The sequence below is a fragment of the Mycobacterium sp. IDUB_24 genome (assembly GCF_055419385.1).
In genome coordinates this window covers 871,210-897,788 of the sequence record NZ_JBVAXO010000001.1, presented here as the reverse complement: position 1 = coordinate 897,788, position 26,579 = coordinate 871,210, and the positions used below count along the sequence as shown (strand labels likewise).

The 26,579-nt window shown below is 65.5% G+C and carries 22 protein-coding genes; 12 read left to right on the top strand and 10 right to left on the bottom strand.

What is annotated here, in order from left to right:
• The first annotated feature begins 7 nt into the window (after positions 1-7).
• On the top strand, positions 8-2,164 hold the full coding sequence (locus tag ACZYZF_RS04400; RefSeq protein WP_463834642.1) for an FUSC family protein: 2,157 nt from the start codon (positions 8-10) through the stop codon (positions 2,162-2,164).
• 4 nt (positions 2,165-2,168) lie between these two features.
• Here ACZYZF_RS04400 and ACZYZF_RS04395 read toward each other — a convergent pair whose 3' ends face one another.
• Positions 2,169-3,143, bottom strand: a complete 975-nt coding sequence (locus tag ACZYZF_RS04395; RefSeq protein WP_463834641.1) for a pirin family protein — start codon at positions 3,141-3,143, stop codon at positions 2,169-2,171.
• A 70-nt stretch (positions 3,144-3,213) separates the two neighbouring features.
• Complete coding sequence (ptsP, locus tag ACZYZF_RS04390) at positions 3,214-4,896, bottom strand: phosphoenolpyruvate--protein phosphotransferase (RefSeq protein ID WP_463834639.1); 1,683 nt, start codon at positions 4,894-4,896, stop codon at positions 3,214-3,216.
• Between the two features lie 102 nt (positions 4,897-4,998).
• Between ptsP and ACZYZF_RS04385 the strand changes: the two genes are divergently transcribed.
• From ACZYZF_RS04385 to ACZYZF_RS04370, 4 genes are read left to right on the top strand one after another with little or no spacing between them, the layout of a single operon-like run.
• Entirely contained in the window at positions 4,999-5,766 is a 768-nt protein-coding gene (locus ACZYZF_RS04385) for a DeoR/GlpR family DNA-binding transcription regulator (protein ID WP_463834638.1), read from the top strand.
• Positions 5,763-6,731 (top strand): 1-phosphofructokinase family hexose kinase, encoded by a 969-nt coding sequence (locus tag ACZYZF_RS04380; RefSeq protein ID WP_463834637.1) that lies wholly within the window; start codon positions 5,763-5,765, stop codon positions 6,729-6,731. Before ACZYZF_RS04385 ends, ACZYZF_RS04380 begins: the two co-directional genes overlap by 4 nt.
• Positions 6,728-8,752 carry a PTS fructose transporter subunit IIABC gene (locus ACZYZF_RS04375; protein ID WP_463834635.1) on the top strand — a complete coding sequence of 675 codons (2,025 nt, stop codon included), beginning with the start codon at positions 6,728-6,730 and terminating at the stop codon, positions 8,750-8,752. The genes ACZYZF_RS04380 and ACZYZF_RS04375 overlap by 4 nt, the downstream gene beginning before the upstream one ends.
• Before the next feature lie 23 nt (positions 8,753-8,775).
• Positions 8,776-9,033: an HPr family phosphocarrier protein gene (locus ACZYZF_RS04370; protein WP_064878625.1), complete on the top strand. Its 258-nt coding sequence runs from the start codon at positions 8,776-8,778 to the stop codon at positions 9,031-9,033.
• A 2-nt stretch (positions 9,034-9,035) separates the two neighbouring features.
• Here the strand turns inward: ACZYZF_RS04370 and ACZYZF_RS04365 are convergent, their stop codons facing one another.
• Positions 9,036-9,644 carry a hypothetical protein gene (locus tag ACZYZF_RS04365; protein WP_463743357.1) on the bottom strand — a complete coding sequence of 203 codons (609 nt, stop codon included), beginning with the start codon at positions 9,642-9,644 and terminating at the stop codon, positions 9,036-9,038.
• A 329-nt stretch (positions 9,645-9,973) separates the two neighbouring features.
• Here ACZYZF_RS04365 and mycP point away from each other — a divergent pair, with 329 nt between their 5' ends.
• From mycP to ACZYZF_RS04330, 7 genes are all read left to right on the top strand, one after another.
• The gene (gene mycP / locus ACZYZF_RS04360; protein ID WP_463743358.1) at positions 9,974-11,323 is read left to right on the top strand and encodes a type VII secretion-associated serine protease mycosin; all 1,350 of its coding nucleotides are present in this window, start codon (positions 9,974-9,976) and stop codon (positions 11,321-11,323) included.
• Complete coding sequence (eccE, locus tag ACZYZF_RS04355; protein WP_463743359.1) at positions 11,320-12,717, top strand: type VII secretion protein EccE; 1,398 nt, start codon at positions 11,320-11,322, stop codon at positions 12,715-12,717. Before mycP ends, eccE begins: the two co-directional genes overlap by 4 nt.
• Positions 12,718-12,763: 46 nt before the next feature.
• Positions 12,764-13,102, top strand: coding sequence for a YbaB/EbfC family nucleoid-associated protein (locus tag ACZYZF_RS04350; protein ID WP_463743360.1), 339 nt, complete (start codon positions 12,764-12,766; stop codon positions 13,100-13,102).
• Positions 13,103-13,280: 178 nt separating this feature from the next.
• Positions 13,281-13,997, top strand: coding sequence for a hypothetical protein (locus ACZYZF_RS04345; protein WP_463743361.1), 717 nt, complete (start codon positions 13,281-13,283; stop codon positions 13,995-13,997).
• A gap of 155 nt (positions 13,998-14,152) precedes the next feature.
• Entirely contained in the window at positions 14,153-14,854 is a 702-nt protein-coding gene (locus ACZYZF_RS04340; RefSeq protein WP_463743362.1) for an EspA/EspE family type VII secretion system effector, read from the top strand.
• Between the two features lie 57 nt (positions 14,855-14,911).
• Positions 14,912-15,229 (top strand): type VII secretion target, encoded by a 318-nt coding sequence (locus tag ACZYZF_RS04335; protein ID WP_463743363.1) that lies wholly within the window; start codon positions 14,912-14,914, stop codon positions 15,227-15,229.
• Between the two features lie 156 nt (positions 15,230-15,385).
• Positions 15,386-15,877 carry a transposase gene (locus ACZYZF_RS04330; protein WP_463834633.1) on the top strand — a complete coding sequence of 164 codons (492 nt, stop codon included), beginning with the start codon at positions 15,386-15,388 and terminating at the stop codon, positions 15,875-15,877.
• A 318-nt stretch (positions 15,878-16,195) separates the two neighbouring features.
• Here the strand turns inward: ACZYZF_RS04330 and ACZYZF_RS04325 are convergent, their stop codons facing one another.
• The 7 genes from ACZYZF_RS04325 to ACZYZF_RS04295 form a co-directional block, all read right to left on the bottom strand.
• Positions 16,196-17,746 carry a PPE domain-containing protein gene (locus ACZYZF_RS04325; RefSeq protein WP_463743365.1) on the bottom strand — a complete coding sequence of 517 codons (1,551 nt, stop codon included), beginning with the start codon at positions 17,744-17,746 and terminating at the stop codon, positions 16,196-16,198.
• 233 nt (positions 17,747-17,979) lie between these two features.
• Positions 17,980-20,226 (bottom strand): hypothetical protein, encoded by a 2,247-nt coding sequence (locus ACZYZF_RS04320; RefSeq protein WP_463834632.1) that lies wholly within the window; start codon positions 20,224-20,226, stop codon positions 17,980-17,982.
• Complete coding sequence (locus tag ACZYZF_RS04315; RefSeq protein WP_463834631.1) at positions 20,208-21,395, bottom strand: hypothetical protein; 1,188 nt, start codon at positions 21,393-21,395, stop codon at positions 20,208-20,210. Before ACZYZF_RS04315 ends, ACZYZF_RS04320 begins: the two co-directional genes overlap by 19 nt.
• Positions 21,396-21,426: 31 nt before the next feature.
• Entirely contained in the window at positions 21,427-22,242 is an 816-nt protein-coding gene (locus ACZYZF_RS04310; protein WP_463834629.1) for a hypothetical protein, read from the bottom strand.
• Between the two features lie 490 nt (positions 22,243-22,732).
• Positions 22,733-23,029: a DUF4333 domain-containing protein gene (locus tag ACZYZF_RS04305; RefSeq protein ID WP_463743369.1), complete on the bottom strand. Its 297-nt coding sequence runs from the start codon at positions 23,027-23,029 to the stop codon at positions 22,733-22,735.
• 484 nt (positions 23,030-23,513) lie between these two features.
• On the bottom strand, positions 23,514-25,046 hold the full coding sequence (gene eccD, locus ACZYZF_RS04300; RefSeq protein ID WP_463743370.1) for a type VII secretion integral membrane protein EccD: 1,533 nt from the start codon (positions 25,044-25,046) through the stop codon (positions 23,514-23,516).
• A complete protein-coding gene (locus ACZYZF_RS04295) occupies positions 25,043-26,470 on the bottom strand; it encodes a MinD/ParA family ATP-binding protein (protein WP_463743371.1) in 1,428 nt (475 codons plus the stop codon). Before ACZYZF_RS04295 ends, eccD begins: the two co-directional genes overlap by 4 nt.
• Positions 26,471-26,579 lie beyond the last annotated feature (109 nt).

Here is a 26,579-nt window from a genome sequence, read left to right as displayed (position 1 = left end):
GGCGATCATGCTGACCCCGGCGGAGATCTGGCGCCGGGGTGTTGATCGCCTTCGTGACTCATTACGCGCCAGGGATCCCGAGAACGACGCGCTGCGCCGCGCGGTGCGGGCCGCCATCGTCCTGCCCATCGCCGCCGCGATCGGCTTTGCCGTCGGCGGCGATTCCCAGACCCCGTTGTTCGCGATCTTCGGAGCGGTGTCCTTACTGATCACGGCGGACTTCCCGGGCAACCGGCCCGCCCGCGCTCTGGCCTACGGCGGCCTGGCCCTCAACGGGCTGGTACTGATCGTGCTGGGCACGGTCCTGGCCCCGTACCCGTGGCTGAGTGTGGCGGTGATGTTCGTCGTCGGTCTGGTGGTCACGTTCTCCGGGGTGCTCAGCGAGATCGTCGCCGCCGGACAACGCGCCACCCTGCTGCTGTTCGTGCTGCCGCTGTGCACACCCGTCGGCCCCATTCCCGACCGGCTGCTGGGCTGGCTGATCGCCCTGGTGGTGTGCGTCCCGGCCGCACTGTTCCTGTTCGCGCCGCGCCACCACGACGAGCTGCGCCGCGACGCGGCCCGGGTGTGCCGGCTGCTGGCCGACCGGCTGGAAGGCCGGGCCTCGGACCGCGACGTCACCCGCGCGATGAACGCGCTGTACGCGAGCTTCCTCGGCGCCGACTACCGCCCCGTCGCCCTCAGCGCGGGCAGCCGCGCACTGGTGCGCGTCGTCGACGATCTGGGCTGGATCTGCGACCAGGTCACCGACGAGACCGGCGAAATGCTCGGGGCCACGCGCGATCCCACGGTGCGGGTACTGCGCGACAGCGCCGCACTACTGACGATTCACGATCGGGCCGAGCGGGCCGCCCGCGAAGCCGATCTGCGCGCGGCCCTGGCCGAGCAGCGCACGGTGGCCCAGGGCAGTTACCGCGAGGACGTCACCCAGATCCTCGGCATGGCCGACGACGCGGCCGCGGCCAAGGTCGGCGGCGTCCTGCTGAACCGGCGCACCATCTCGGCGATCATCGCGGTCACCGGACGTGTGATCGGCAATGCGGCGCTGGCCGATGCCCGCCCGGTATGGGCCCGGGTGCTGGGCCGGCAGCTGCCGGAAACCGGGGCCGCGGATTGGGTGATGCCCGAGACCGTCGCGGTCGCCGCCATCACCCGCGGCCTGGTGGCGGCGCGCGCCGTGGTGCTGCGCAACAGCCTGCGTACGGGGCTGGGATTGGCCCTCGCGGTGGCGGTCACCCACGTGTTTCCGGTGCAGCATGGGTTCTGGGTGGTGCTGGGTGTGATGTCGGTGTTGCGCAGCAGCGCGCTGAACACCGGGACGCGCGTGCTGCGGGCGGTGGCCGGCACGACGATCGGCTTCATCCTCGGCGCCGTGCTCATCGAGTTCGTCGGCGTGGATCCGTTGGTGATGTGGATCCTGTTGCCGTTCGTGGCTTTCGGGTCTGCCTATGTGCCCAAGGTCGGATCGTTCATCGCCGGCCAGGCGGCGTTCACGATGATGGTGCTGATCAACTTCAACCTGATCGCACCGACCGGTTGGCGGGTGGGACTGGTCCGGGTCGAAGACGTCGTCGTGGGCGCACTCGTGGGGATCGTGGCTTCGGTGCTGCTGTGGCCGCGCGGAGCGACGGCGTCGGTGTCCACGGCGATCGACCAGGCCCGCGCGGTGGGCGCGCAATTCCTCAATGCTGCCGTCCTGCGGGTGACGCGGGGCGCTTCCGAGGCGGCCACCGACCGCGTGATCGCGCTCGGCCACGACACACTCACCGTCACGCGAACCGTTGACGACGCTGTGCGCCAATATCTTTCGGAGACCGGTGGGCCCACCGACCAACGCGCCCCTGCGGTGCGAGCGGCCAACCGGGTCATCCGGGTGAGGGCCGTCGCCGAACTGATCGCCGATGTTGTGCCACCGCCGCTCGGCGTCTATCCGCAGACCCGTTCGGTCATCGAACAGCACGCCGCGGCGATCTGCACCCGGCTCACCGGCGCGGACACCACGTCGGTACTGGTACCGATCGGGGAGAGCTTTGTGGTGTCCCTGCGTGCCGAAGCCACCGGAACCGATCTGGCGGTCTCGGCGGCCTTGCCGTTGGTAACGGCCGCAGCGCATCTCGGCGAGCTGGAGTTGCTTTACCCTCAGCCCGCCGAGTCGGTGAGTTAGTACGTCAGTTCAGCGGCCGGTGCGGCATCAGCGCATTCGGCGGAATCTGGCCGAACTTGCCCGCCTGGTAATCCTCCAGCGCCTGGATGAGCTCGGACTTCGAGTTCATCACGAATGGGCCGTAGTGGAAGACCGGTTCCCGAATCGGCCGGCCGCCCAGCAGCAGAACTTCCATCGCGGGCCGGTGCGAATCCTGCGTTTCCTCGGCCGACACCGTGATCCGGTCACCCGGCCCGAGCACAGCCAGCTGCCCCTGATGGATCGGGTGGCCGACCGAGCCGACGCTCCCGCGGCCGCTCAGTACGTACACCAGCGCATTGAAGTCCCGGTTCCATGGCAGGTTGAGCTGCGCACCCGGTTCAATCGTGGCGTGCGCCAGGGTGATCGGGGTGTGCGTGCTGCCCGGCCCCTGCTCGCCGTCGATCTCGCCGGCGATGATGCGGACCAACGCGCCACCGTCTTGAGAGGACAGCAGTTTGGCGTCGGTGCCCTCGATCGCCTGGTAACGGGGCGTCGCGAACTTGTCCTTCTTGGGCAGGTTCACCCACAGCTGGATGCCGTGGAACGTGCCGCCACTCTCGACGAGCTCGGCCGGCGGGGTCTCGATGTGCAGAATGCCGGATCCAGCCGTCATCCACTGGGTGGCGCCGTCGGTGATCAGGCCGCCGCCACCGTGTGAATCCTGGTGGGCGAACCGGCCGTCGATCATGTAGGTGACGGTTTCGAAGCCACGATGCGGGTGCCAATCGGTGCCTCGCGGCTCGCCGGGCTGGTACTCCACCTCACCCATCTGATCCATGTGGACGAATGGGTCGAGGTCGGCATCGCTCACGCCGGCGAAGGCGCGAACCACTGGGAATCCCTCGCCTTCGTATCCGCGCGGGCCGGTCGTGATCGAGCGGACCGGGCGTTCGGTTTCCGACGCGTGAGCTGCCGCGATGCGGGGCAGGGTCAAGGTGTCTGCGGTGATGGCTGGCATCTCTACCTCCTACTTGTGAAGTCTGATGACAGCTATAACCGGACTGCGGTCCGATTATTCCCCGGGTCCGTCAGTTGAGCGCGGCCGACGCGGCCTCACGGGCCTCTGCGGCTGTCGCGGTGTCGAGGACCGCCTCCGCCGCGGCGCGGCACTGCTGCAGCGTCACCTGCGCGAGCTTCGCACCCACCGCAGCGATGGCAGCCGGTGCCATCGACAACGACGTCACACCCAGGCCCACCAGCACGGCGGCCAACAACGGATCGGCCGCCGCCTCACCACACACTCCGACCGGCTTGCCCGCCGTCGCTCCGGCCCGCGCGGCCATCGCCACCAGCGCCAGCACCGCCGGCTGCCACGGATCGGTGAGCGCGGCCAGATCGGCCGACATCCGGTCGGCGGCCATCGTGTACTGCGCGAGGTCGTTGGTGCCGATCGACAGAAAGTCGACATGCTGCAGAATCTTGTCGGCCAACAGCGCCGCAGCGGGCACCTCGATCATCACGCCCGGCGTGAGCCCATACGAACGCGCTTGATCGGCAAAGCTTTTCGCCTCGGCCGCGGTGGCGATCATGGGCGCCATCACCCACGGCGGGTTGCCGGTTTGCTCGGCGGCCGCGGCGATCGCTTCTAGTTGATGTTTCAGCAGGGCGGGATTGGCGGCGGCGATCCGGATACCGCGCACGCCAAGTGCCGGGTTGGCCTCCTCCGGGTGGCCCGCGAACTTCAACGGCTTGTCGGAGCCCGCGTCGAGGGTGCGGACGACGACTTTCTTTCCGGCGAACGCGTCGAGGACCTCGCCGTAGATCGTGGCCTGTTCGTCGACGGTCGGCTCGGTGTCCCGGTTGAGGAAACACAGCTCGGTGCGGAACAGCCCGACGCCTTCGGCTGGGGTTCCCCGCGCTGTCCTGGCGGCCGCGCCGTCCTGCACGTTGGCCAGGATCGCGACGGTGTGACCGTCTGCCGTCGCGCCCGGACCAGTCCACTCCCGCGCAGCCAGGGCATCGCGTTGAGCGGCGGCGACTGCTTCTGCGGCTTCCGAGGCGTTGGGGTCAGCGGTCACCGTCCCCGCGGTGCCATCGAGAAGAACCATCACCCCAGCGGCGACCGAGTCGAGTCCGCCGACCGCCACGACGCACGGAATTCCGAGCTGGCGGGCAATGATCGCGGTGTGGCTGGTCGGCCCGCCCAGCGTGGTGGCCAGCCCGACCACCAGCTGCGGATCCAGCCCCGCAGTGTCGGCGGGCGCCAGATCCTCGGCGCACAGGATCGACGGGATAACCGGCAGCGGCACACCAGGTTCCGGCAGGCCGGACAGCTCGGCGATGACGCGATCGCGGATATCCCGCAGATCGGTGACGCGTTCGGCCATCAGCCCGCCGAGCTGGGTGAACAGTTCCACGAACTGGTCGACGGCCTCGGTCACGGCGCGGACCGCCGGAGCGCCCGCGGCAATCTTTTTGTCAGCAGCCCCCAGCCAGGCCCGGTCCTGGGCCAGCGTCGCGGTGGCGGCGAGAACTTCCGAGGCCGCGCCGGTTGCGTGCGCTGCCCGGTCCCTCAGCCGGGTGGCCACTTCCGTCGCCGCAGCCGCGAAACGCCCCGCCTCGGCCGGACGGTCCGCCTCAGCGATATCGCCGGCAGGTGCGTGAATCTCGGGGAGCCGGCTGACCCGAATCACCGGTGCGTACTGCACACCTGGGACCACGGGAACCCCACGCAACACGGTGGGTGATGCAACCGAGGATGTAGTGCTCATGTGAGCCAGATTACTAGAAACGATTGACAAGTCAACACAGTCAAGCGTAAAACAACATGTATCAACATTAGATCGGGCTCTAACCCACACAAACGGAGGCTCATGTACGCCGAGGAGCGCCAGCAGGCCATCGCCACGCTGGTCATGAGCAGGGGCCGCGCCTCTGTCGCCGAGCTGGCGCAAACCTACGACGTCACCACCGAGACCGTCCGCCGCGATCTGGCCGTGCTCGACAAAGCGGGCGTCGTGCGCCGCGTACACGGTGGGGCCGTACCGGCCCGGACGCTCCACCTCGTGGAAGCCGGCGTTGGCGAACGCGACACCACCCGAGCCGCGCAGAAAGACGCCATCGCCGCGGCCGCCGTCGACTTCTTCCCCGTCAGCGGTGCCAGCGTGCTACTCGATGCCGGGACCACCACCGCCCGCGTCGCCTCGCACTTGCCGGCGGACCGAGAACTCACCGTGGTGACCAACTCCGTGCCGATCGCCGGCCTCATCGCCCCCATGCCGACCGCCACCCTGCAATTGCTCGGCGGACGGGTCCGCGGCCTCACCCAGGCCGCCGTCGGCGAACAGGTGCTGCGCGTGCTCGAAACCCTGCGCGTCGACATCGCATTCATCGGCACCAACGCGATCAGCGTGCGGCACGGTCTGTCGACCCCGGACACCGAGGAAGCCGCCGTAAAGCGAGCCATGGTGCGAGCCGCGAATTACGTGGTGGTGGTCGCAGACTCATCGAAGGTCGGACAAGAGGACTTCGTCAGCTTCGCCCCCATCGACAGTGTCGACACCCTGATCACCGACAGCGAGATCTCCGCGGCCGACAGGGCAATGCTCACCGACCACGGCGTCGAGGTGGTGATCGCATGATCATCACCGTCACCCCGAACCCCAGCCTGGACCGCACCGTCACCGTGGGATCGCCGTTGACACGCGGCGCGGTGCAGCGCGTCGATTCCGTCACCGTCGAACCGGGCGGCAAGGGCATCAACGTGGCCCGTGCGCTGACCTTGGCCGGTGTCGCCGCCGAGGCGGTGCTGCCGGCCGCGGACTCTGACCCGCTACTCGCGGCGTTGCGTGGTCTGGGTATGCCTTTTGTGAGTGTGCCGATCACCGAGCCGGTCCGCACCAACGTGGCGATCACCGAATCCGACGGCACCACAACCAAACTCAATGAGCGCGGTGCGCTCGTGGACGCCGACGTTCTGGCGGCACTCACCAGCTGCGTGCGGGCCAAGGCTCAGGACGCGTCCTGGGTGGTGTTGTCCGGGTCCCTGCCACCCGGCATACCGGACGACTGGTACGCGCAAGTTGTGAGGCTGCTGGCACCGATCGGTTGCCGAGTGGCCGTCGACACCTCTGAGGCACCGTTGGCAGCGCTGGCCGCCGCGTTCGAGGTCGCCGCGCCCGACCTGATCAAACCCAACGCCGAGGAGTTGGCGGACCTGGCGGGGGTGTCGGCTTCCTATCTGGAAGACGCTGTCGCCCAGGGTGATATGTCTCTGGTCGTGGCGGCGGCTCGTGGTCTCGTCGCACGCGGTGTCGGTGCAGTGCTGGCGACGCTCGGCGCTGCCGGGGCAGTGCTGGTCGACGGCACCGGTGCCTGGCTGGCCACGCCGCCACCCATCGTTCCGCGCAGCACCGTCGGCGCGGGCGACGCCTCATTGGCCGGTTACCTTCGTGCCGCCGTCTCCGGCGCCGAAGCCCCGCAACGACTTCAGATGGCCGTCGCCTACGGCAGTGCCGCCGCGGCGCTCCCCGGATCAGCCCTACCCGGCCCGGCCCAACTCGACCTCGACGCAGTCCGTACCCACCCCATGAAGGTGTCGCTATGACTCAACCGATCATCACTCCCGATCTCGTCCTGCTCGACGTCGACGCAGGGGGCGACAAGGAAGCCGTCATCACCCGTCTGGTCGGCGCTTTGGGCGCGGCAGGCCGCACCAGCGATACCAAGGGCCTGGTGGGCGCCGCGATGGCCCGCGAAGCGCAGTCCGCCACCGGGCTCCCCGGCGGGATCGCGATTCCACACTGCCGCTCCCCATTCGTCGACACCCCCACGATCGGGTTCGCCCGGCTGTCCCCCAAAGTCGACTTCGGCGCCCCGGACGGCCCAGCCGATCTGGTGTTCTTGATCGCCGCACCGGAATCCGGTGGCGCCGAGCACATGAAGCTGCTGTCCAGTTTGGCCCGGGCGCTGGTCCGCAAGGACTTCGTGGAGTCGCTTCGGGACGCCGGCAGTGTCGATGAGGTGGTGACGCTCGTCGACGGTGTCGTGAACCCGGCGCCTGTTTCTGCTGCTCCTGCTGCTCCTGCTGCGGTTTCTGAGCCCGTCAAGGCGGCGTCGATCGTTGCGGTCACCGCCTGCCCCACCGGCATCGCCCACACCTACATGGCGGCCGATGCACTCAAACAGGCCGCCGAGGAAGCCGGAGTTGAACTGGCCGTCGAGACCCAGGGCTCGTCGGGAAGCACACCGCTGTCCGCGGCGACGATCGGCGCGGCGGACGCGGTCATCTTCGCCACCGACGTCGGGGTCAAGGACAAGCAGCGTTTCGCCGGCAAGCCCGTCATCGCCTCCGGCGTCAAGCGCGCCATCAACGAACCCGGAGTAATGATCTCCGAAGCCGTCAGTGCGGCAAGCAATCCCAAGGCACCTCGAGTGGCCGGGTCTGTTGACGAGGCCGCTCCGGCCGCATCGGGCGACGTGGGCTGGGGAACACGGATCCGGCAGATCCTGCTCACCGGCGTGAGCTACATGATCCCGTTCGTCGCGGCGGGCGGTCTGCTCATCGCGCTGGGCTTCCTGTTCGCCGGCTACGACATCGGCAATCCCGTTGAGGGCGCAGAACCACTGTCCTACGGGATGAACTCACTGGGCCACCACATCGCCGTCACCAACACGCTGGCCGACCTACCGCCCGGTGGCCTGACGCAGTATCTCGGGGCAGTGCTGTTCACGCTCGGCGGGCTGGCATTCATGTTCCTGGTACCAGCCCTGGCCGGCTACATCTCCTTCGCGATCGCCGACCGGCCCGGTATCGCACCGGGTTTCACCGCAGGTGCGGTCGCGGTGTTCGTTGGCGGCGGGTTCATCGGTGGCATCGTCGGCGGTTTGATCGCCGGGTTTGCCGCGCATTGGATCAGCTCCTTCAAAGTGCCGCAGTGGTTCCGGGGACTCATGCCCGTGGTCGTGATCCCGCTCGGCGCGTCACTGATTGTCGGCCTGCTGATGTTCCTGTTGCTCGGCCGACCGCTGGCCGCACTGACCACCGGCCTGACCAACTGGCTCAGCGGTATGACCGGAACCTCGGTCGTCATCCTCGGTGTCATTCTCGGTCTGATGATGTGCTTCGACCTCGGCGGCCCGGTCAACAAGGCGGCCTACGCATTTGCGACCGCGGGCCTCAACGTCGCCGACCCCGCCACACTCCGCATCATGGCCGCAGTGATGGCTGCCGGCATGGTTCCGCCGCTGGCGATGGCACTGGCGTCGACGCTGCGGCCGCGACTGTTCACCGAGCCAGAACGTGAAAACGGCCGCGCGGCATGGCTATTGGGCGCGTCCTTCATCTCCGAAGGCGCCATCCCGTTCGCCGCCGCCGATCCCCTGCGGGTGATCCCGTCGATGATGCTCGGCGGCGCCGTCACCGGCGGCCTGGTCATGGCCTTCGATGTCACGCTCAAGGCTCCGCACGGCGGCATCTTCGTGTTCTTCGCGATCGGTAACCTGCTGTGGTTCTTGGTCGCGCTGGTTCTCGGTACCGTCGTCGCCGCACTGGCCGTGGTTGCGGCCAAACAGTTCGCCAAACCCACCGTCGCCACGCCGGAAACACCGGCGCTGGCCACCACCTAAGTCACAACCCTGAGGAGAAAACCATGCCCAGCAAGACTGTCACCGTCGGTTCCGCCATCGGCCTGCACGCTCGCCCGGCCGCGATCATCGCCGAAGCTGTTGTCAACGCCGGAGTTCCGGTCACCCTGTCCATGGATGGCGGCGAACCCGTCGACGCCGGCTCGGCCCTGATGATCATGACGCTCGGAGCCGGCAATGGAGCTCAGGTGACCGTGGACTCGGACGACGCTGATGCGTTGGCCACGGTCGCGGGCTTGGTCGAGCAGGATTTGGACGCGTAGGGCTACCGCTCGGAGTGGCGGGCAATGAGTGCAAGTTCAGCCTCGTCGGCCTGCTCCGGAGTCGAAAACGGGACATTCGTCCCCACGAACTCCCGAGCCTCACGGAAGTCCATGCCCTGCTCGACGAACATGTTCACCGTGCCAACATGCAGCACCGCCGTCGCACGTTTGGCGGCCACCCCGGCCACGAACCGAATCTCGTCGGCCAACTGCGCCTCGGTCAGCGTGGTCACCTTCGGATCCAGGTCCACCTGGGCAACCGCTCCGTTGAGGAAGGCAGTGACAGTGACGGTACCCGGCGGGTTGACTATCTGGACCACCGGAATCTGCTCTTCGTCTTCGGGCTGATCCTCGCCGTCGATGGCGCCGAAGCCGTCGTCTGGGTCTTCGTCGGACTCGTGGCCGGAGTAGTCGTAGACCGCGTCCAGGTCGCCGCCGTCACCGCTGCCAGGGCCTAATTCGGGCGCAGCGTACTCGTGCAGAGCGTCGAGTCCTGATGCATCGTCGAGTACCGGGGTGCCGAAGTCGAACCCGTCGAGGCCGTTGTCGTCGGCGGGGTCGGCGGGGTCGGCGGTGTCGTCGTCCCAGTCGTCCGATCCGTGAGGCGTCATGCGTCAGTGATATCCCATTGCATTCCGCCCGTCGACGGTCGGTCAGTCAAAACCATGGGTTGATCAGCGATGGTCCCGTCTTCCCGATACGTCCTCCGGCTTTAGATGGCACTACGCCTCCCGTTGAGACCCCCTTCTTGCCGGGTGCAACACTCACTGCGGGCACAAAGCGTTATCAGCCTCACCTGGGCACCCTTATGATTGCCTGCGTGCAAATAGCCGGACGGCTTGACGTGAGACGATGCGTTTCTGAACAGGCCGGATATTGTTTGCTGAAAGTGCATCAGCACACTGCAAACGTGTCCGATGTCATTGGGGGAGTGTGAGGCGTGCAGCGCTTAGCCGTGTTGGTGCTGGCAGTTCTGTTGGCCCTTTTCAGTGCGCCGCCGGCGTTCGCAATCGATCCGCCGGCGATCGACGCCGCGGCCGTTCCTCCTGATGAGACCGGCCCCGACCAGCCGACTGAGCAGCGCAAGATATGCGCGACGCCGACGGTCATGCCGAATTCGAACTTCGCCGACAAGCCTTGGGCGGCGGACTACCTGAAGCTGGCCGAAGCGCAGAAATTCGCAACCGGCGCCGGCGTAACTGTCGCGGTGATCGACACCGGGGTCAACGGTTCACCCCGGGTTCCGGCCGAGCCGGGCGGCGATTTCGTCGACGCCGGCGGTAACGGAATGTCCGACTGTGATGCCCACGGGACCCTGACCGCGTCGATCATCGCCGGGCGGCCGTCCCCGACCGACGGATTCGTCGGTGTGGCCCCGGATGCGCGACTGATTTCGCTGCGTCAGACGTCGGTCGCGTTCCAGCCCAAGGGTTCGCGCCAAGATCCCAACGACCCCAACAGCACCCAGACCGCAGGCTCGATCCGCAGTTTGGCCCGCTCGGTGGTGCATGCCGCCAACCTGGGCGCGCAAGTGATCAACATCAGTGAGGCCGCCTGCTACAAGGTGACCCGCCGGATCGACGAGTCCAGCCTGGGCGCGGCCATCAACTACGCGGTGAACGTCAAGGGCGCAGTGATCGTGGTGGCCGCCGGTAACACCGGCCAGGACTGCACCCAGAACCCGCCGCCGGATCAGTCGCTTCCGGCCGATGCCCGCGGTTGGAAGGGCGTGCAGACGATCGTCAGCCCGGCCTGGTACGACCCGCTGGTGCTCACCGTCGGCAGCGTCAGCCAGAACGGTCAGCCGAGCAACTTCTCGATGTCGGGCCCGTGGTTGGGCGCGGCGGCTCCGGGCGAGAACCTCACTGCGCTCGGCTATGACGGCCAGCCGATCAATGCCACCCCCGGCGAGGACGGCCCGGTGCCGCTGAACGGCACGTCGTTCTCGGCCGCGTTCGTCTCCGGTCTGGCGGCGCTGGTCAAGCAGCGCTTCCCGGAGCTGACCCCGGCCCAGGTGATCAACCGGATCACGGCCACCGCACGCCATCCCGGCGGCGGCGTCGACAACTATGTCGGTGCCGGCGTGGTCGATCCGGTGGCCGCGCTGACCTGGGAGGTCCCGGAGGGACCGGCCAAGGCGCCCTTCCGCGTCAAGGAAGTTCCGCCGCCGGTGTACATCCCGCCGCCAGACCGTGGCCCGATCACCGGTGTGGTGGTCGCTGGGGCCGCACTGGCCCTGATCCTCGGGATCGCTGCGATGACCCGACGCGCACTGCGGCGGCGCCAATGAGCTTCCTGCGGCGGCATTTCGGCTTCCGATTCACCACGGGCCACGCCATCTGGGCGGCCACGCTGATCCCGGCGTGCATTGCGGTTTGTATGCACTTCAGGTTGCTGTGGCTGGGGATCACGCTGTCGGTGCTGATCGCAATCTTCTCGGTGCTCACCATCCGCGGATACCGGCTCACCGGCTGGGTCCGAGCGATCTTCGCGTGGCGGCGCCGCCACCGCAGTACCCCCGATGCGCCGTCGGAGCCTGCGGTCGGCGCCACCGTGATGCCCGGCGACCACGTCGCGGTGCGGTGGCAGGGCGACTACCTGGTCGCGGTGATCGAGCTGGTACCAAGGCCTTTCACGCCAACGGTGATCGTCAACGGCGGTGCCGTCTCCGACGACACCGTCAGCACCAAACTGGTCGAGAAGCTGCTGGCAGCGTACTGCCCTGACCTGGAAGCCGACATCGTCTCGGCCGGCTATCGGGTCGGCAAGACCGCTCCCGCGAGCCTCGTGGCCCTCTACGAGCAGGTGGTGGGCCCGTACCCGGCGCCGGCCAACCGGCGGACCTGGATTGTGGTTCGTGCCAACCCGGAGGAGACCCGACGCTCGGCCCAGCGACGCGACAGCGGGGTGTCCGGGCTCGCCCGGTACCTGGTGGCCTCGGCCACCCGTATCGCAGACCAGTTGGCCAGCAACGGGGTTGACGCACAGTGCTCGCGAAGCTTCGACGATTTCGACAAGGCCACCGAGATCTCCTTCGAGAAGGAGACCTGGTCGGTGATCAAGGGCCGCAGCACCTTTACCGCGGCCTACAACGCTCCCGGCGGCCCGGATGTCTGGTGGTCAGCGCGCGCCGACCACACCACTACCTGCGTGCGGGTCCGTCCCGGCGCCGCCCCGACAACAACGGTGCTGTTGACGACGTTGTCCAATCCGACGACGCCGCGCGGGTTTTCCTGCCTGTACGGCGGGCAGCGGGCGGCCCTTCAAGGCCTCACCCCGGTGACCGACAAGCATCATGAGCTGCCGATCGGTTCGGCCGGGGTGCTCGTCGGCGAGACCTCGGACCGCTACCCCGTGTACATGCCGTTCGACAACGTCGACGTCAGCATCAACCTCGGCGACGCGCGCCTGTTCACCCAGTTCGTCATCCGCTCCGCTGCATCCGGCGCCGTCGTGACCCTCGGGCCACAGTTCCGCGAGTTCGCCACGATGATCAACGGCCGCGTCGGGCGGGTGCCGCGCGTGGCGTGGCCGCACTCCACGACGTATCTGGGCCCGCATCAAGGCGTCGGCCGAGTGATCATGCGGCCCAACTTCATCGACACTCCCCGGCACCGTCAGCTGCCCATCACGTTGATCAACCCGCGTGAAGAGAGCCGCTATCAGATGGCGCTGGAGCAGTGACATCAAGCTTCCTGGGAGAGGGGTCCCAGAAAGGTCGGGAGGAACAATGACAGACGAGATACACCCGCAGGTCGCCGCGGTCCTGCGCCAAGCCCAGCAGCTCCAGTCCCTAATGGACGATCAGCTGCACAAGATGAACACCGAAACATTCACCGCGGCAGACGAAGCCAGGAGCGTCGAAGTCACGCTGAACGGGCACCATCATCTGATCGACGTCTACATCAAAGACGGCTTGTTGCGTCTGGGTGCCCAGGCCGTCGAACAACGGCTCAACGAAGCAATTCAAAAGGCTACGGCCGCAGCAACCACCTCGATCGAGGCCGACCGGGAACGGCTCGATGCCATGGTTGCGGAGTTGACGGAGGACGGTATGCCACGGGGCTGAGGTGTTCCGCGATCCGGTGTCGGCTTAACACCGTCGGCCACCGCAGGTCGCGAAGCTCCTTGTGCGCCAATCGCTGTCGGTCGCGTTATCCGGGCTCGCTCTGTGCCGGAGTTCACGCCCGGGCGTTGATTCAATGAGTTGAAACGGAGCTTACGTGGGTGGACTGAGAATATTTTCGATGGCGATCCTGGGCATCTGCGCCGTGGCGTGCGCAGGCTGGGCAGGATTTGCCCTGTACCAGGGTGATTACCTGACCGCGTTGATAGCCGTTGGGGCCACCATATTCTGGCTCGCACCTGCACGCGTCTGGCAGATTATGCCTACCGCCATCGCACGGGGCACCTGCGATGCCCAGGGGACCACGCTCCGTGTTGACAAGCGCGTCGACATCCTGCTGTTCATCGGTGTCATTGCCGGAGTGCTCGCCCTCGGCTCCGCCGGTGTGCTCGGGGCGATGAACAAACTTTTCATACCCCTGCCTCCCGATATTGGCCCTATGTTCGCCATGGCCTTTATCGGGCCAGCGTTGGTGTTCGCCGCTGCCCTAATGCTGACGGTTAAGCGCGGGGGCATCGGTTTCATCCGACTGACAGCTGACGGCTTCACGTTCGTCGAGGCATTCTCGACAAGCAGCGGTGAGTGGTCACAGGTGGTCGACATCGTAGATAGAGCACCCGACAGTGTGCCGGCCAAGAGTCCGCTGGTGATGGTGATGAGCGACGGCGATTTCAAGATGATCAAAGAGTCGTCGCTGTACTCCCCCAACGGAGCGGCGCTCCTGAAGTTCCTGCGGTTCTACTGGCTCAACGCCGAGTGTCGCTCGGAGCTCACCGATGACCGTGCACTTGAGCGGCTACGCCAGGTCCAACTGAACCCCAACTCCACAACGCTCTAGCTGTGCCTCCACCAGGAGCAAATGCTGCTGCGCGAGGAAATTTAGTGTGCGGTAGGCGCCCAGTCATTCCTTATGCTCTTAACCAACGACATTGAGAGAGAGCGCGAAACGTGGGATTTGTTGACGCATACTCCTGGGGCAACTGGGGTTACGGTATGTATGACCGCAGTGAGGGTCTCCAGAAAGACGACCGGCACGTCGGCTGGGGCATGGCGGGATACGGCAATGACGCGGTCGGCTTTCTTCAGCCCGCGGGCGAAGGCATTGCAAAGGCACTGGGCAACGCCCGCGCTGCTGAGGCAATGGCCACTCCGATCATCCAGGCAGGTCTGTTCGCCATGATGGCGATGTCCAATACGTGCGGATTCGGCGACCCGAACACAGGTGGTCAGTTCGACCAAGGCGCCACGAAGTTCGGGGAAGCTAAGAACAAGCTCGAATCAGCGGCCCGCCCAGCAAGCTGGGATGGCGATGCCGCCGACGCGTATGACGCTCGCAACCGTGAACATAGTTCGCGAGTCGATCGACTGAAGGAAGCCGACGAGGCGATCAAGAACGCCATCAAGAGCGAAGCCGAGCAGAATGACGTCACCCGCAAGATGCTGGACCGCTGCCAGACAGTTCTTGGTCTGTCTATCATCCCAGCCATCGCGCTGAACGCGGTTCCCGGTTGGGGCCAAGCCGCCTCGCTGGTGTTCCAAACCGCAGCGGTCGCCGGTACGTTGCCCCCCGCCGAGTGGAGGTATCTCGACCTCATCGATAACTCCGCCCGCAATGCCACGTTAATTCGACGCGCCGGCGCCACCTACGACGAGGTTGCTGCCCAAGCCGGAGACTGGCCTGGAGCCTGCCGTTAGCGTGATAAGCAACAACGTTTTTTGGCATTCCTCTGAGTACAACGAAGGGAGATCGGCGTGCCCGACGATCTGAACGTTCTCGCAGAAGACCTGAATGGGCGCGGCGGGACGCAACGTGACGCCGCCGGCGACTTCAGTGCCGCTGCCGCGGTCACCGACGGAGCGACCATGTCAGTCTTCGTGACCCACGGCCTGGCATGTTCAGTCGCCACTACGGCGCTCTATGAAGCGCAGGACTCGCGGACGGCCGCCACGCAGGCAATGAACAAGGTCTCCAACGAACTCGCCGAGGCACTCGACATAGGTGCTGCCGATTACCGGCGCACCGACCATAGCGAAGAGGGAAACCTCAACGGACAAATGCACCCACGTTGACCGTTGCCTTCACCTAGGTTTCGAACGAGAGCGGCTGATCGAAACCCACTGCCTGGCCCCACCGGACTTCCGTACACCCGGTGCAAGCGGCACATCGGTGCACGCCGTGCCTCAGGTACCGGCGCCCACTGGGTATCCATCGGCGAGTCCCGCGGAGTGCTAGGTACCGCCATCAGCGACGGCAAGTCTCGTGGGTTCTGCGCAAGTTTTGGCATGTTGAAAGAGCGTGGCCTGTCCGAGGTGTGTCTGGCCATGTCGGACTTCCTAGCCGGGCTCAAAGGTGCTGTGACCCACGGATTCACCAACGCTCGCGGCGGGTTTTGGGTGGATTTCATACGCAACCTGCACACCGCGGTGGCGGTCAAACGCCCGCAGCAGTCAGCTTCCCTGCGTTCGCCGCATTCTCGCCGGCCCGTGGCAGAGGAACTAGTCGGACAATCCGATCGAACGGCTCACCAAGGACATCAAACGCCACGCCATCGCAGTGGGAAAGTCGCCAACTCGGGCAGCGTTCACCATCGAGCCCACCCACGACGGATGGCAAGCCGCCTCGCCGCTAGCGCTCCGATGTCTCCAGGACGATTACGCCCTGTCATCGCAGCCAAGAACACCAGGGCGACACTTAGCGATCAACACCAAATCACCTAGCGGTCAACATGACTCATTGATCGCGCGCGTGAACGGCGCCGGATCCGAAGCTCATTGCTCGTTGGGACGCGGCCACCGTCCACGTGCGCCACGCACACCCGTTGGTGCATACATTTCGCCCCCGAAGTTGCAGGACGTCCATCTTCGGGAGGCCTCGACACCTATCTCCCGCAGCGACACGCCCGCTCTGCAAAGAAAACGAAAGAACCGCCTCACCCACGCATGCAGCGGCGGGGGCTCGCGAGTCACTCCCCGAACCCCCGACTAAGCCGAGATCTTCGACCGCCCAAGGCGAAAACCTAGCGCCCTGCCCTGCGGCTACTTCTTGGTGTCCTTCGCATCCGGGCGTGCACGCCGGCCGATAACCGCCTCGGTGTATGCACGGTCTTCCTTGTAGAGGTCCTCGTCCTCCGAAAGGTTCGGGTTGCGGCGCTTCTCCTTGCCCTGGCCTTGCCCATGGCCGCCGCCCATGCCCCCCATACCGCCGCCCATACCGCCGGCGCCAGTGCCGCCGGGCGCACCGGGGACTCCGCCGCCTGCGCCTCGGGCACCGGACGGAGACGCCGCCACAGAGTCTGCTCCGACGGCAGGCCCAAGCGGCCCGGCGGGCATACCGCCGCCCATGCCACCGCCACCCCCGCCGGCGCTGGCCGGCTTTAGGCTCGGCTCCTCGAGACCCGGCATCTCAGGCATGCCCTCGGTTCCCTTGGGTAGACCACCACTCGGCATGCCGCCGGATGGTGCCCCACCGCCCGACGGCGAGCCGCTCCCCTGCCCACCCGACGGTGATCCACTGCCGCTGGGAGAGCCTGATTCGGGTTTCTCACCTGCCGAGGGATCGAGGCTGGCAGGCGACACGGACGGTATTTCGGGCACCTGGGGTGTCCCGCCCGTGTCAGTTGGACCGCCCGGGCCTGACAAATCCCCTGGGCCGGTCCCGGGGATCTCCGGCACCTGGGTGCCGGGGCGCGTTCCGACATCGTTGGACTTTATCTTTGGCAGACCACTAATCTGCGGCGGCCCGCCTGGCCGTATTTGTGTGAGGTTGATGTTGTTTTCGTAGTTATTGCGGTCATACTCCGACTGGTACTGAAAGTTGGACCAATCGATTGGGTTCAGCCACCCATTTCCGTCCACTTCCACGTCGTGCATGTTGGGGTGAACGCTGGCAAGTTGCTTGTGCGCCGAGAGAAGTTTCCCTGCCTCTATGGACAGGTTTTTGCACTCGTTCCCCATATCGTTCCACCACGAACGGAGGCGCAGCAAAGCATTCTTACAGGCTACGCCAGCGTCCCCCTCCCAATTACCCACCTCTAGCGGGATGTTGGCCTCAACCCAGTTATTTAAGCTGGTTTGATACTGTGCCCAACTACTCTGGAATGCTTCCACCCGCTGCATCGCTTCCGGATCACCGTGTTCATTAATCGCACGTGCCGCGGTTGTCCACTTAGCCCATTGATCGTCCGGCGAGGAAGGGTAGCCCCCATACTCAATTTTCGGTACATCGATATCGTCGATTGGTTTAGGGGTTACTGGTTCAATCGGTGGCGCCTTGCTGGAGTCGGTGCCCTGAGTCCCCAGTACTTTGGCGCTCCGCTCGTCCATTTCGGTGTAGGCAGCGGCCGCTGATCTGAGGGAAAGGATGAGACGTTTCGTCTCCGCGTCTCCTGCCTTAAGTGCCGTCATCAGTATCCCAGTACTATTCTTGAGCTGGTTGACGGCTTCCTTGGTCTCCGGCAGGGCGGCATCCGGAACGTCTAGTCCGTACGGATCACTAGGATGTTGTTTATCCGGCCCGTCGTAGCGGGGTTCCGACATTTGTTCAGCGGCCGCAGTCAGTGACTCCGCGATGACCTTGAAATTACCCACTGCAAATCAATCCTCTCTGCACCTGCAACTCAGCCGTGCGGCCGGAAATGCCCATGTCAATACCGTATCCACTGTGCGAGTACCTGGCTTCACCCAATTGAGCTTCGAATCTCGGCAAATAACGGGGAAAGCGGTTCAAATGCGCGCACTGAACCAGTGACCGGCGAGATCTTTTTAGACTGGTCCCATCCATAGGGGGCATTCGTCTAACTACTCTCATCGCCGTCACTTTCCTACGCACCAACGGCATCTGCGGCCAACTGGCCTACGTGCTGCCAATAAATAAACTCCGCGACGGCTCGGCGTTGGTCGTCTGCCGACACTGAGGTATGCGCGTCGTAGAGGGCCTGCTCCTGTGCATGCACGGCGTAGGCGGAGAATCCCTTCAGATGCGCCTCGCCCCGGTTGGCGGATCTGCTGATTACCGGGGCCCACACGTCCTCCCACAACTGCAGCCTCTGAAGCTCATCAGGCGGAGCCGCTTCCACCGGTGCAGGGGGCAGCACCTTCACCAGATCGCCGTCCCCGATCTGAGCCAGCCGCGCAGCAATCTGCGGGGCGATCACCTGCAGGCGGTCTCGACCAGCCATCTTGCCGCTGGCCGGGATGTCCTGCGGGGTCAACAGTTCTCGGTGCACACCGGAATCGCTGTTGAACTGCCCTTCGAATCCAATCAACGCCCGCAGCTTCGTGTCGTGGTGCTGTACCCAACCCAGCAGCGCCACAGCCGGATAGGTCGCCCAACCAGCGCGCTCATTCGGCGGGATCGATTCGTCAGCGCTCGCCATCACCACAGACTCGGGCAGACGGACCTGCGCCGGCATATAGGCCAATCCATAGTTATTGGCCACCACAATCCGCCCATCCTGGGTGACTGCCGTGACCCAGTGGAAGAAGGGATCCTCCTTGTTGAGCATGTCAGGCGCGTTGAGTGCGGCGGCAACCCTGCGTGCCAACTCCAACGGGTCGGAACCTGACCGCTTCGCAGCGTTCTGGGCAGCATCGCGCTCTGCGCGCGCTGCGGACACCGGAATGGGCGCGACTTGAGCGCCGCCGGCGATGTTCGCGGGCGGTGCCGGGGGCGGTACGACTGAGGGCGGCGGGGCCACTGGCGCGGCCGGAGGCGCGGTCGGCGGAGGTCCGAGAGGCATCGACGGCATTCCGCCACCCATGCCCATCGAACCGCCCGCCGGTGGCCCTTGTACCGGCGCCGCAGGGGCCTGTGCGCCAGTCAGTGAGGTCGGCGCCGAATGGGTACTCGCTGGTGCCATCGCATCGCTTGCCGGAACCGCGGGGGCCGGCGCCAACGGCGGCGCACCAGTCGAAGCAGCATGAACCGGCGTCCCCGCCGAATCCGCAAACCCCTTCGAGAAGGCCTGCAACGGATCTGTCGGCGCCGCACCGGTTGGTGCTTGGCCTGCTGCCTGCGACGCGCTCGCGGCTTGGTCCATACCACTGCCTAGGCCACCGCTCAACGGACTGGGGGCGCTTGGAGCGCCGGTGCCTCCAGTTGAGAGGTTCGGGGAACCACCCGTTGGCGGCGACGCCGCGCTCGTTACGCCGGACGTTGCGGGAGATGGTGGCGCGGCCGATGCCGGCGGTTTATTACTCACCTGTGGGACCTGGGGCTGAACGACTGGCGGCGGCGCGAATTCTGAACTGCCCGGTTTTTCGCCTTCAACAGGGGTCGCAGTGCCAACGATTTCATTGGCAACTTGGTCCACCGGCGTGTTCCCGGTAGCGGCCGGCCGTGCACCCTCCTGCGGCTTAACAACGTTCGCTACAGGCTGGACAGCTTGAGGGACTGGCGGAGCCACCGAACTCTCAGGCCGTTCCCCCTCAACGGGGTTTGCGGCGAAGAAAGCAGGTATGTCTCCTTCGGCTGGCTTAACCTTGCCTTCGTCAGGCTTATCACGAGCTTTCTCGAAATCTTCTTTGCCCTTTATCGGCGGCTCTGCGGACACGCCCTCCTTACCCGAGGCGGTGTCGGCCCCCCACTGAACAATCGATTTGTTGGACTCGTATGCGTAACCCTGGATCTTACTGATCGGGCCGTCCGCATTCTCTCCATTAGCCGCTTTAACTGTTTCGTCAATAACGTTCACCGCGGCATCTACGGTGCCAACAATCGCTTCTTTAACCCTGCCAATAAGGCCGACAGCTTCCCCGCACCACCCGGTGGCCGCAGTGAGCTGCTGCTCGTGCACTTCCATAGCCTTAGTGTGAGTGTCGACCTTGGCGTTGGCGGCAGTCGCCGATACACCTGCCCAGTTATTTTCGCTCTTGAGATACGTCTGACCAGACTGCCATCCTTCTTTTGCACCGGTCAGCTCTTTATGGACGGCGCCCAATTTTGCGCTGCGGTCGGCGAATACCGATGCGTTTGTCTCGGGCCACGCCCCTGGGCCGACCATTTTATCTCGATAGCCACCGGACGGTCTATCGTCCTTTTCGCTATCCATCATGATGCAGCCTTGCAAGCCCACATAATACTATTCACCAGGTATGTCGACGTCGCGGACAAAGAATTATCAGCTGGCGCGTAATTTGGAAGGGCGGCGACAAACGCACGGCGATACTGTGCAGCTAGTACAGCGGCGTCTTCAAACGTCGCATTTCCGCTTGCGCGCCCCAAACGTTCAAGCTCGTCAGCACTGGTGGACATCACAGGCCCGACTGCTTCTATTACCGATTTTTGTTCAGGTGTCCATTCCTTGGACGGAATGTTGGGATCGATCGCACGCCACGCCGACACTTCGCTTGCGAATTTCTTGGCGGACGTTTCCCACTCTGCACATACCGGAGCAGCTGTGGTAATGAACCGTTGAGACATATCTGGAATATTGCGATCCGAGGGCACTTCAGACGGAGCTTCGGGTACTGATAGCAACGGAGCAACGGCGGCGGCAGAATGGTAGATGATGGCGGAACATATGCCGCCTAGAGCCGAGGATATTCCATCTGCCACTGCTGCAATATTATCGTCTTTTGCGACATATGAAGGCACGCGTTCAGCAAATGTGTTTGCGTAGACTACAAATTGTCCATAGAGCGCTCGCATTATCCGATGGGGAGTTTTCTTGACAAGATTTGCTGTCTTATCTGCGGCACTGGTCATACCCTTCGCAACGGTCTCATACATAGTGCGTTGCTCAGGCGTCCACGCGGTGAGTGGGATCTGATAGTCACGGTCTGCCCATTTCACCGACTCTTCTGTGCTGGCGAGTGCGCGCGCGATACCGCCCCACGCCTCACAAGTCGGGTCTTCCGTGATGATGTTGACGGGCCCGGTGTCGTCAGCGCTGGCGAATTCGGATGTGGAGCCATTCGCCCCGGCATTCGATGGACCATTCCCACCACTGTCAGGTTTGACGACGAGCACGGTGACGACCACGGCCAGTGCGATCGCCAACACCACAGCCAGTCCACCGAGAATCCACTTGGCTTTTCCGCCACCGCCACCGCTCGGCGGCGGTGGACCGCCAGCCCACTGTTGCTGCGGACCCCACGGCGGCGGACCACCAGGCGGCGGGCCGACCGGGCCACCGGACTGCTGCTGCCACGGTTGCGGCGCACCACCGCCAGGCTGACCGCCACCACCCATCGGCGGTTGCTGCCCAAACGAACCCGGCGGGGGAGGCAAACTCATTGGCACACCTTCGACTCAGTCACGGATACGGTCACAACACAATCGCAGGATCAGAGGGCGCTCGTCGCGGTCCGGCCGCGACTGGCGGTGACGCAGCGTCCGGTGCCGACGTACTAGGTGCAGGGGCGGGTTGCGCCGCGGGCGGCGAAGAGACTGGGGCTCGATCTGCCGGCGCGGACTCCGCCGAAGCGCCCTGGGACGCCTGAGCTTCTCGGTCTTGCTCCTCGCGGCGTTTTTCCCGTTCGTCCTCGAGTTTCTCGCGCTCGTCACGCTCGTCGGGTTTGTCGGCGTCAGGCTGTCCGGCCCCCGCAGGTCCGCCACCGGGTTTGCCCGCCGCGGAGTCAGCGCCCTGACCCATTCCGCCGGTCATCTGGCCGATCTGCTGCACACCCTGCATGACCGCCTGCGGTATCTGGCCGGCCATCTGAGCCATCTGCATCGGAACCTGGGCTGCCATCTGAGCCATCTGCATCGGCATCTGCATCATCTGCTGCAACTGCTGCAATCCCTCCGCGCCACCACCGGCACCGGATCCGCTGCCCGCGCCCGTACCGCTGCCCAGCCCCGTCGCCTGCACCTGCCCGGCGATCTGCTGATCGGACTGCTCATACTTATCCGCAGCCGCTTGAATATTCTTCGCCGTGGCTTGTGCGTCAGTCTTGGTCTGGCCGACACCATCGATGAACGGCGCCTCAACCTTCTGGGTTCGGGCGGCCAATGCTTCCGACATCGGATCCGTGCCTTGTGCCGTAAATCGCTCCGGTGGCGCGGGAATGGCGCCGGCACTGGACTCCATCGATGCGCCGTGAGTCCGCACCTCACCCGGATTGACCTTCAGTCCACTCATCGGCATCCCCAATCGCCCGATATGCCAACCGCATCCACACTGGACAGCTCGCCAGCATTCACATCACGACCAGCTATTGCTGTCACCGACAACAACGAAGCCTGGGCCGCGGGGGCGACGCCCCACGCGGCGGCGTGCACGTCATGCACCGAAATCGAGCGAAGCTCAGCGCTGATGTTGCCGTGTCCCGGTGACGCCACTCGGTCAATCACCTCGCCAAACTCCCCCGCAGCGCGCGAACCCCGGCTCACCAGCCCAGACACGCCCATAATGTGGTCCCCTCCACCAAATAGCTCAGCAAAAGACTACCTGAGGTGCAAGTACCCCGAATACGCAAATCTGCGGCGCCCGCTTCTGCGACCAGAGGTCGCGATGTTCGCCCGGCGACCGGAAATCCGCGCCGCATCGGTGTTCAAACCATCAGCCGACGCCACAGCTGCGGATCCGACACCGACCGCGGTTCGCGATCGCCGCTCAGCGCGCCACCCGCCTACCCCATCGGCTTGTCGGCAACCTTCACATCGAACTTGACGTTGTCCCCGTCAACCGAGGTGGCGGTGACCGTCACCCCATACTTCGTTCCACCGGCAGTCAGTACGCATTTCTGCGTCGCTTCAACTTTCGCCGGCAAAGTGCCGTCGCACACCACGGAATCCGCCTTCTCCCCCACCTGGGCTTCCAGCTTCTCCTTGACGGTCTTGCCCAACTGCTCTTTGCTGATCCCCGGGCTGGTGCCAGCTTCGACGTGAGCCGAACATGCCCCGAGTAGGCCGGCTGCAACAACCATTGCAGCAGCGGCGCATGTGCGGACATTTGAAGTCATTGTCATTCTGATTCGCTCCCCCGGCGTTGTTCGCCGATTCCACATCGTCGCGGAACCTCTTGGGCAGCAGCCTAACCCGCGACCACACATGGCAGGCGCGGAAATTCTTTGAGAGGGCACCAGCACCGAGATCACCTGTGACGTCACCGAACTCGCATCAAACAATGTCAGCTGCGTTGGCATGAGGCAGACCGCATCACAGACACCGATCAACTCGACCGGCGCAGTGGGCGCCACCGCTCACCGCTTTTCGTCCAGCAGGGTCTCGGCGCGATCCAACGGGCTCTCGTGGGGTTCTTGAGTTACGTGGGCAGGAACGCCCGCCCGTCCGATGCCTTAAAAAGGTCTGCGCCGCAAACTGAGCGGGCTTGTGGCGGCGGCCGGCAACCGGGCTGCTGCTGAGCGAACGCCGTAGTCGCCGCAAGAAACGGCCCCTACCCCGTAAACCTCAGTGCAAACGCAGGTTCCGGAGCAGGTCGTAGACGCCGGCGATCCACAGCAGCAACGGAATCACCGCGGCGATGGCAGCACCGTCGCCCAGTTCCAGGATCCGCTTGGTCACCGGGGACACGCGGCGCACACCATCGGTGGCACCGACGGCGATCACCGCAACCAACCCGAGCGCCGTGTAGATCGCCAGCACCAGCCAGGCGCTACCGGGATTCCACAGGCACAAGCGCACCATCACACCGGTGGGCACGGCAATCGCCGCCGCGAGCAGCGCCCAGGAGCACCACCGCTCGGCATAGAGCCGCGAGCGGAAGCCGCAGATCACAGCCACCAGGGCGGCCACGATCATGCTGTGGATGAAGAAATGTCCTTGCACCACAACGGCGATCGCGCCGACCGACAGCACGAGCGCACCGGCCGAAAGGAAGCCGATCAACAGCTGGCGGGTGAGCAGGCTGCGTTCCTGTAGCCGTGCAGCCGATTCCGGCACCGAGGCGATGATCGCCTTCCACGTGGGCGAAGCCTCGTCGACCTCGTCGGGGGTGATGACCGGGTCGAGCAGCTCGTCGTTGGACACCGTCTCACCGGGCGCCGGGATCGGCGGCAGGGCGATACGGGCCACGGCGACAGTGAGTTTGGCGGCGTTGGTGACCACGATCAACCCGAACGCGATGGCGCCGGCCGGCACCCACGCGGCTCCGCCGTAACCGACGGCGATCGCCGCGCCGGTGATGGCGATCGCCAGCACTGCCAGGAACGAGGCCACATCGGCCCGACGACGCGGCCCGCCACGGGTCGCCAACGTCAACAGCAGCACCACCGCGCCCGCACCCGCGAGCTGTGGCGCACCAAGAGAATCGGCGTCATAGGGCAATGGCACGGCCAGCGCCGCGGCACCGCCGAGCACGATTGTCGCGGCCAACAGCAGGCTCTCGGCCAAATCCAAATTCTGGTAACGGTTCTGCGCGGCGAAGCTGCCGCCGAGCAAGCCCAGGCCGAACAACCCCAGCGCGAGCGCCCACCACCAGCCCTGGCCTGCCCCGCTCCAGGACACCAGCGACATGGCGGTGATGACGGTGGCTACCACCGGAATGGCAATGCCGACAAAGCGATTCAGTGCCGTGCGGTCGAAGATCGGCGATTCGTCGAGCACCGCGATCGCGTCGATCACGTCCTCAACCAGCGGGCGGTACCGCTCGGTACGGCTGACCGAAACCAAGGTCAGCAACGAGCCGTCGACCACCCCGGCATCGTCCAGGGATTCGTCGGCCTTCAGCGGCGGCGCACCCGGACGGGCGAACGCCCACATGCCCTGCTCGGAGAAGTCGAAACCAGCGAGGGTGTCCTTCGGAGTGTCCTCCAGCAATTCGCCCAGGACACTGACGGTTTCGTCGATGTAGGTCTCGATCGGCGCCGTGGCCGGCAACACCAGGTCCGTCATCCGCTTACCGGTGAGGATGGTGACCCTGGTGGTGGACGGCCTGCCGGGCGTCGCGTTCGACGTGTCAGCGGCAGCTGTGGTCGCGGTCAACGCCGTTCAAGCCTGTCGAAATCGTCGGACAGCGCAGCGGCCAGTTCGGTGATGCGGCGCTGGAACGTGTCGCTGAGCAGCTCGAGCTGAATCTCGGTGCCCGCGGCGACGTGCTTGTCCCACGGCAGCACGACGACCCGACCCGGGGGGACGTGCCGTTCGAACTGCTGCACCAGATCCTCGACGTCAACGTTCGGCTTACCCGGCGTGACGTGGTTGATGACGACGCAGGACCGGCCGAGCAGATCCTGATATCCGTTCTGGCGCAACCAGTCCATCGTGATGGCGGCCTGCCGGGCCCCGTCGATCGAGGCGCTGGCCACGATGACCATGCCCGACACGGTGGACAGCACGCCACGGGAAGCCTTCTGGAACAGGCCCGCACCACAGTCGGCGAGGACGAGGTTGTAGTAGCGCGACACCACGGCGGTGGCGCCCTTCCAGTCATCGTCGTTGAACTCGCGCTGCGCACCGCTGTAGTCCTCGGACGACAGCACCTCGAGGTTCGCCCCATTCATGCTCGTGTAGGCACGAATGTCGTTGTAGCGCGACAGTTCCTGGTCGGCGAGCAGATCCGAGATCGTCGCCGCAGACTGACGCCCGGCCCGGTCGGCCAGGTTGCCGCCGTCCGGATCGGCGTCGATCGCCAGGATGCGGTCGCCGCGGACCTTGGCCATGGCCGATCCGAGCGCGACCGTGACCGCGGTCTTGCCGACGCCGCCCTTCAGACCGAACACGCCGATCTGGTAGGAGTCGCGCGCATTACGCCGAATCCGGCTGTGCAGTTCAAGTTCGTAGACCTCATCGGGCGACAGACCGAGGTTGATCCGCGTCGTGAGATACAGCCAGTGCCGCCATCCGCGCTGGGACGGCATCTTCACTCCGGTCTTGACACCGACGTGCGACAACGCGTCGATCGCGCGGTGGTTGCCCATCGTGGCGGCCGAAGTGGGGCCGGGCGCGGCCGGCGTCGGGATGGCCTGCCCCGCTCGCCACTGGCCACTGACCTCGGGATCGAGGTCGGCGAACTGCGACGGCGCCGGGCCGGGCGCGACGCGCGGGGCCGGACCGGGCATGGCGCGCGCCTGCTCGTGCCGTGCGCCCTGGCCGAACTGCTGCTGCTGCGGGGCCCGCAACATGGAATTCTGCGGCCACTGCGGCGCACTCGCCGGCGGCGGCGGCATGGGCGCAGGCATCTGCTGCGCGGTCTCCGCGTGCCGCGGCTGCGCTGCGGCCTGAGTCTGGGTGGAGGCCGTGGGGGCCACGGGCACATCCGTGGAACTGGTTTCCCCAACCGGGACCGGCGGTGGCGCCGCTGCGGCGGCGGCCTTCAGGATGGCATCTCTGTCCACGATCGCCGTGGCGTCGTCGACCGGTTTACCCGGTTCCGACGAGTGAAAGAGCCGGTCATAGTCGGCCGACATGGGGACCCCTCAGATAGTCAAAAACAGATGGTTAGATCTTTACACCCAAGCACAAGTGGTGGGCGGGTTCGGGCCATCATCAGATAGTCCGAACACCCGCCCACCAAAG

Excerpts from the sequence above, each read along its gene's own strand:
- ACZYZF_RS04400 (WP_463834642.1), top strand. The coding sequence starts at position 8 with ATGCTGACCCCGGCGGAGATCTGGCGCCGGGGTGTTGATCGCCTTCGT.
- ACZYZF_RS04395 (WP_463834641.1), bottom strand. The coding sequence starts at position 3,143 with ATGCCAGCCATCACCGCAGACACCTTGACCCTGCCCCGCATCGCGGCA.
- ACZYZF_RS04350 (WP_463743360.1), top strand. The coding sequence starts at position 12,764 with ATGACAGACGAGATACACCCGCAGGTCGCCGCGGTCCTGCGCCAAGCC.
- ACZYZF_RS04310 (WP_463834629.1), bottom strand. The coding sequence starts at position 22,242 with ATGAGTGGACTGAAGGTCAATCCGGGTGAGGTGCGGACTCACGGCGCA.
- ACZYZF_RS04305 (WP_463743369.1), bottom strand. The coding sequence starts at position 23,029 with ATGGTTGTTGCAGCCGGCCTACTCGGGGCATGTTCGGCTCACGTCGAA.
- ACZYZF_RS04385 (WP_463834638.1), top strand. The coding sequence starts at position 4,999 with ATGTACGCCGAGGAGCGCCAGCAGGCCATCGCCACGCTGGTCATGAGC.
- ACZYZF_RS04295 (WP_463743371.1), bottom strand. The coding sequence starts at position 26,470 with ATGTCGGCCGACTATGACCGGCTCTTTCACTCGTCGGAACCGGGTAAA.
- ACZYZF_RS04375 (WP_463834635.1), top strand. The coding sequence starts at position 6,728 with ATGACTCAACCGATCATCACTCCCGATCTCGTCCTGCTCGACGTCGAC.
- ACZYZF_RS04345 (WP_463743361.1), top strand. The coding sequence starts at position 13,281 with ATGGCGATCCTGGGCATCTGCGCCGTGGCGTGCGCAGGCTGGGCAGGA.
- eccE (WP_463743359.1), top strand. The coding sequence starts at position 11,320 with ATGAGCTTCCTGCGGCGGCATTTCGGCTTCCGATTCACCACGGGCCAC.
- ACZYZF_RS04370 (WP_064878625.1), top strand. The coding sequence starts at position 8,776 with ATGCCCAGCAAGACTGTCACCGTCGGTTCCGCCATCGGCCTGCACGCT.
- ACZYZF_RS04340 (WP_463743362.1), top strand. The coding sequence starts at position 14,153 with ATGTATGACCGCAGTGAGGGTCTCCAGAAAGACGACCGGCACGTCGGC.
- ACZYZF_RS04315 (WP_463834631.1), bottom strand. The coding sequence starts at position 21,395 with ATGAGTTTGCCTCCCCCGCCGGGTTCGTTTGGGCAGCAACCGCCGATG.
- ACZYZF_RS04380 (WP_463834637.1), top strand. The coding sequence starts at position 5,763 with ATGATCATCACCGTCACCCCGAACCCCAGCCTGGACCGCACCGTCACC.
- ptsP (WP_463834639.1), bottom strand. The coding sequence starts at position 4,896 with ATGAGCACTACATCCTCGGTTGCATCACCCACCGTGTTGCGTGGGGTT.
- ACZYZF_RS04365 (WP_463743357.1), bottom strand. The coding sequence starts at position 9,644 with ATGACGCCTCACGGATCGGACGACTGGGACGACGACACCGCCGACCCC.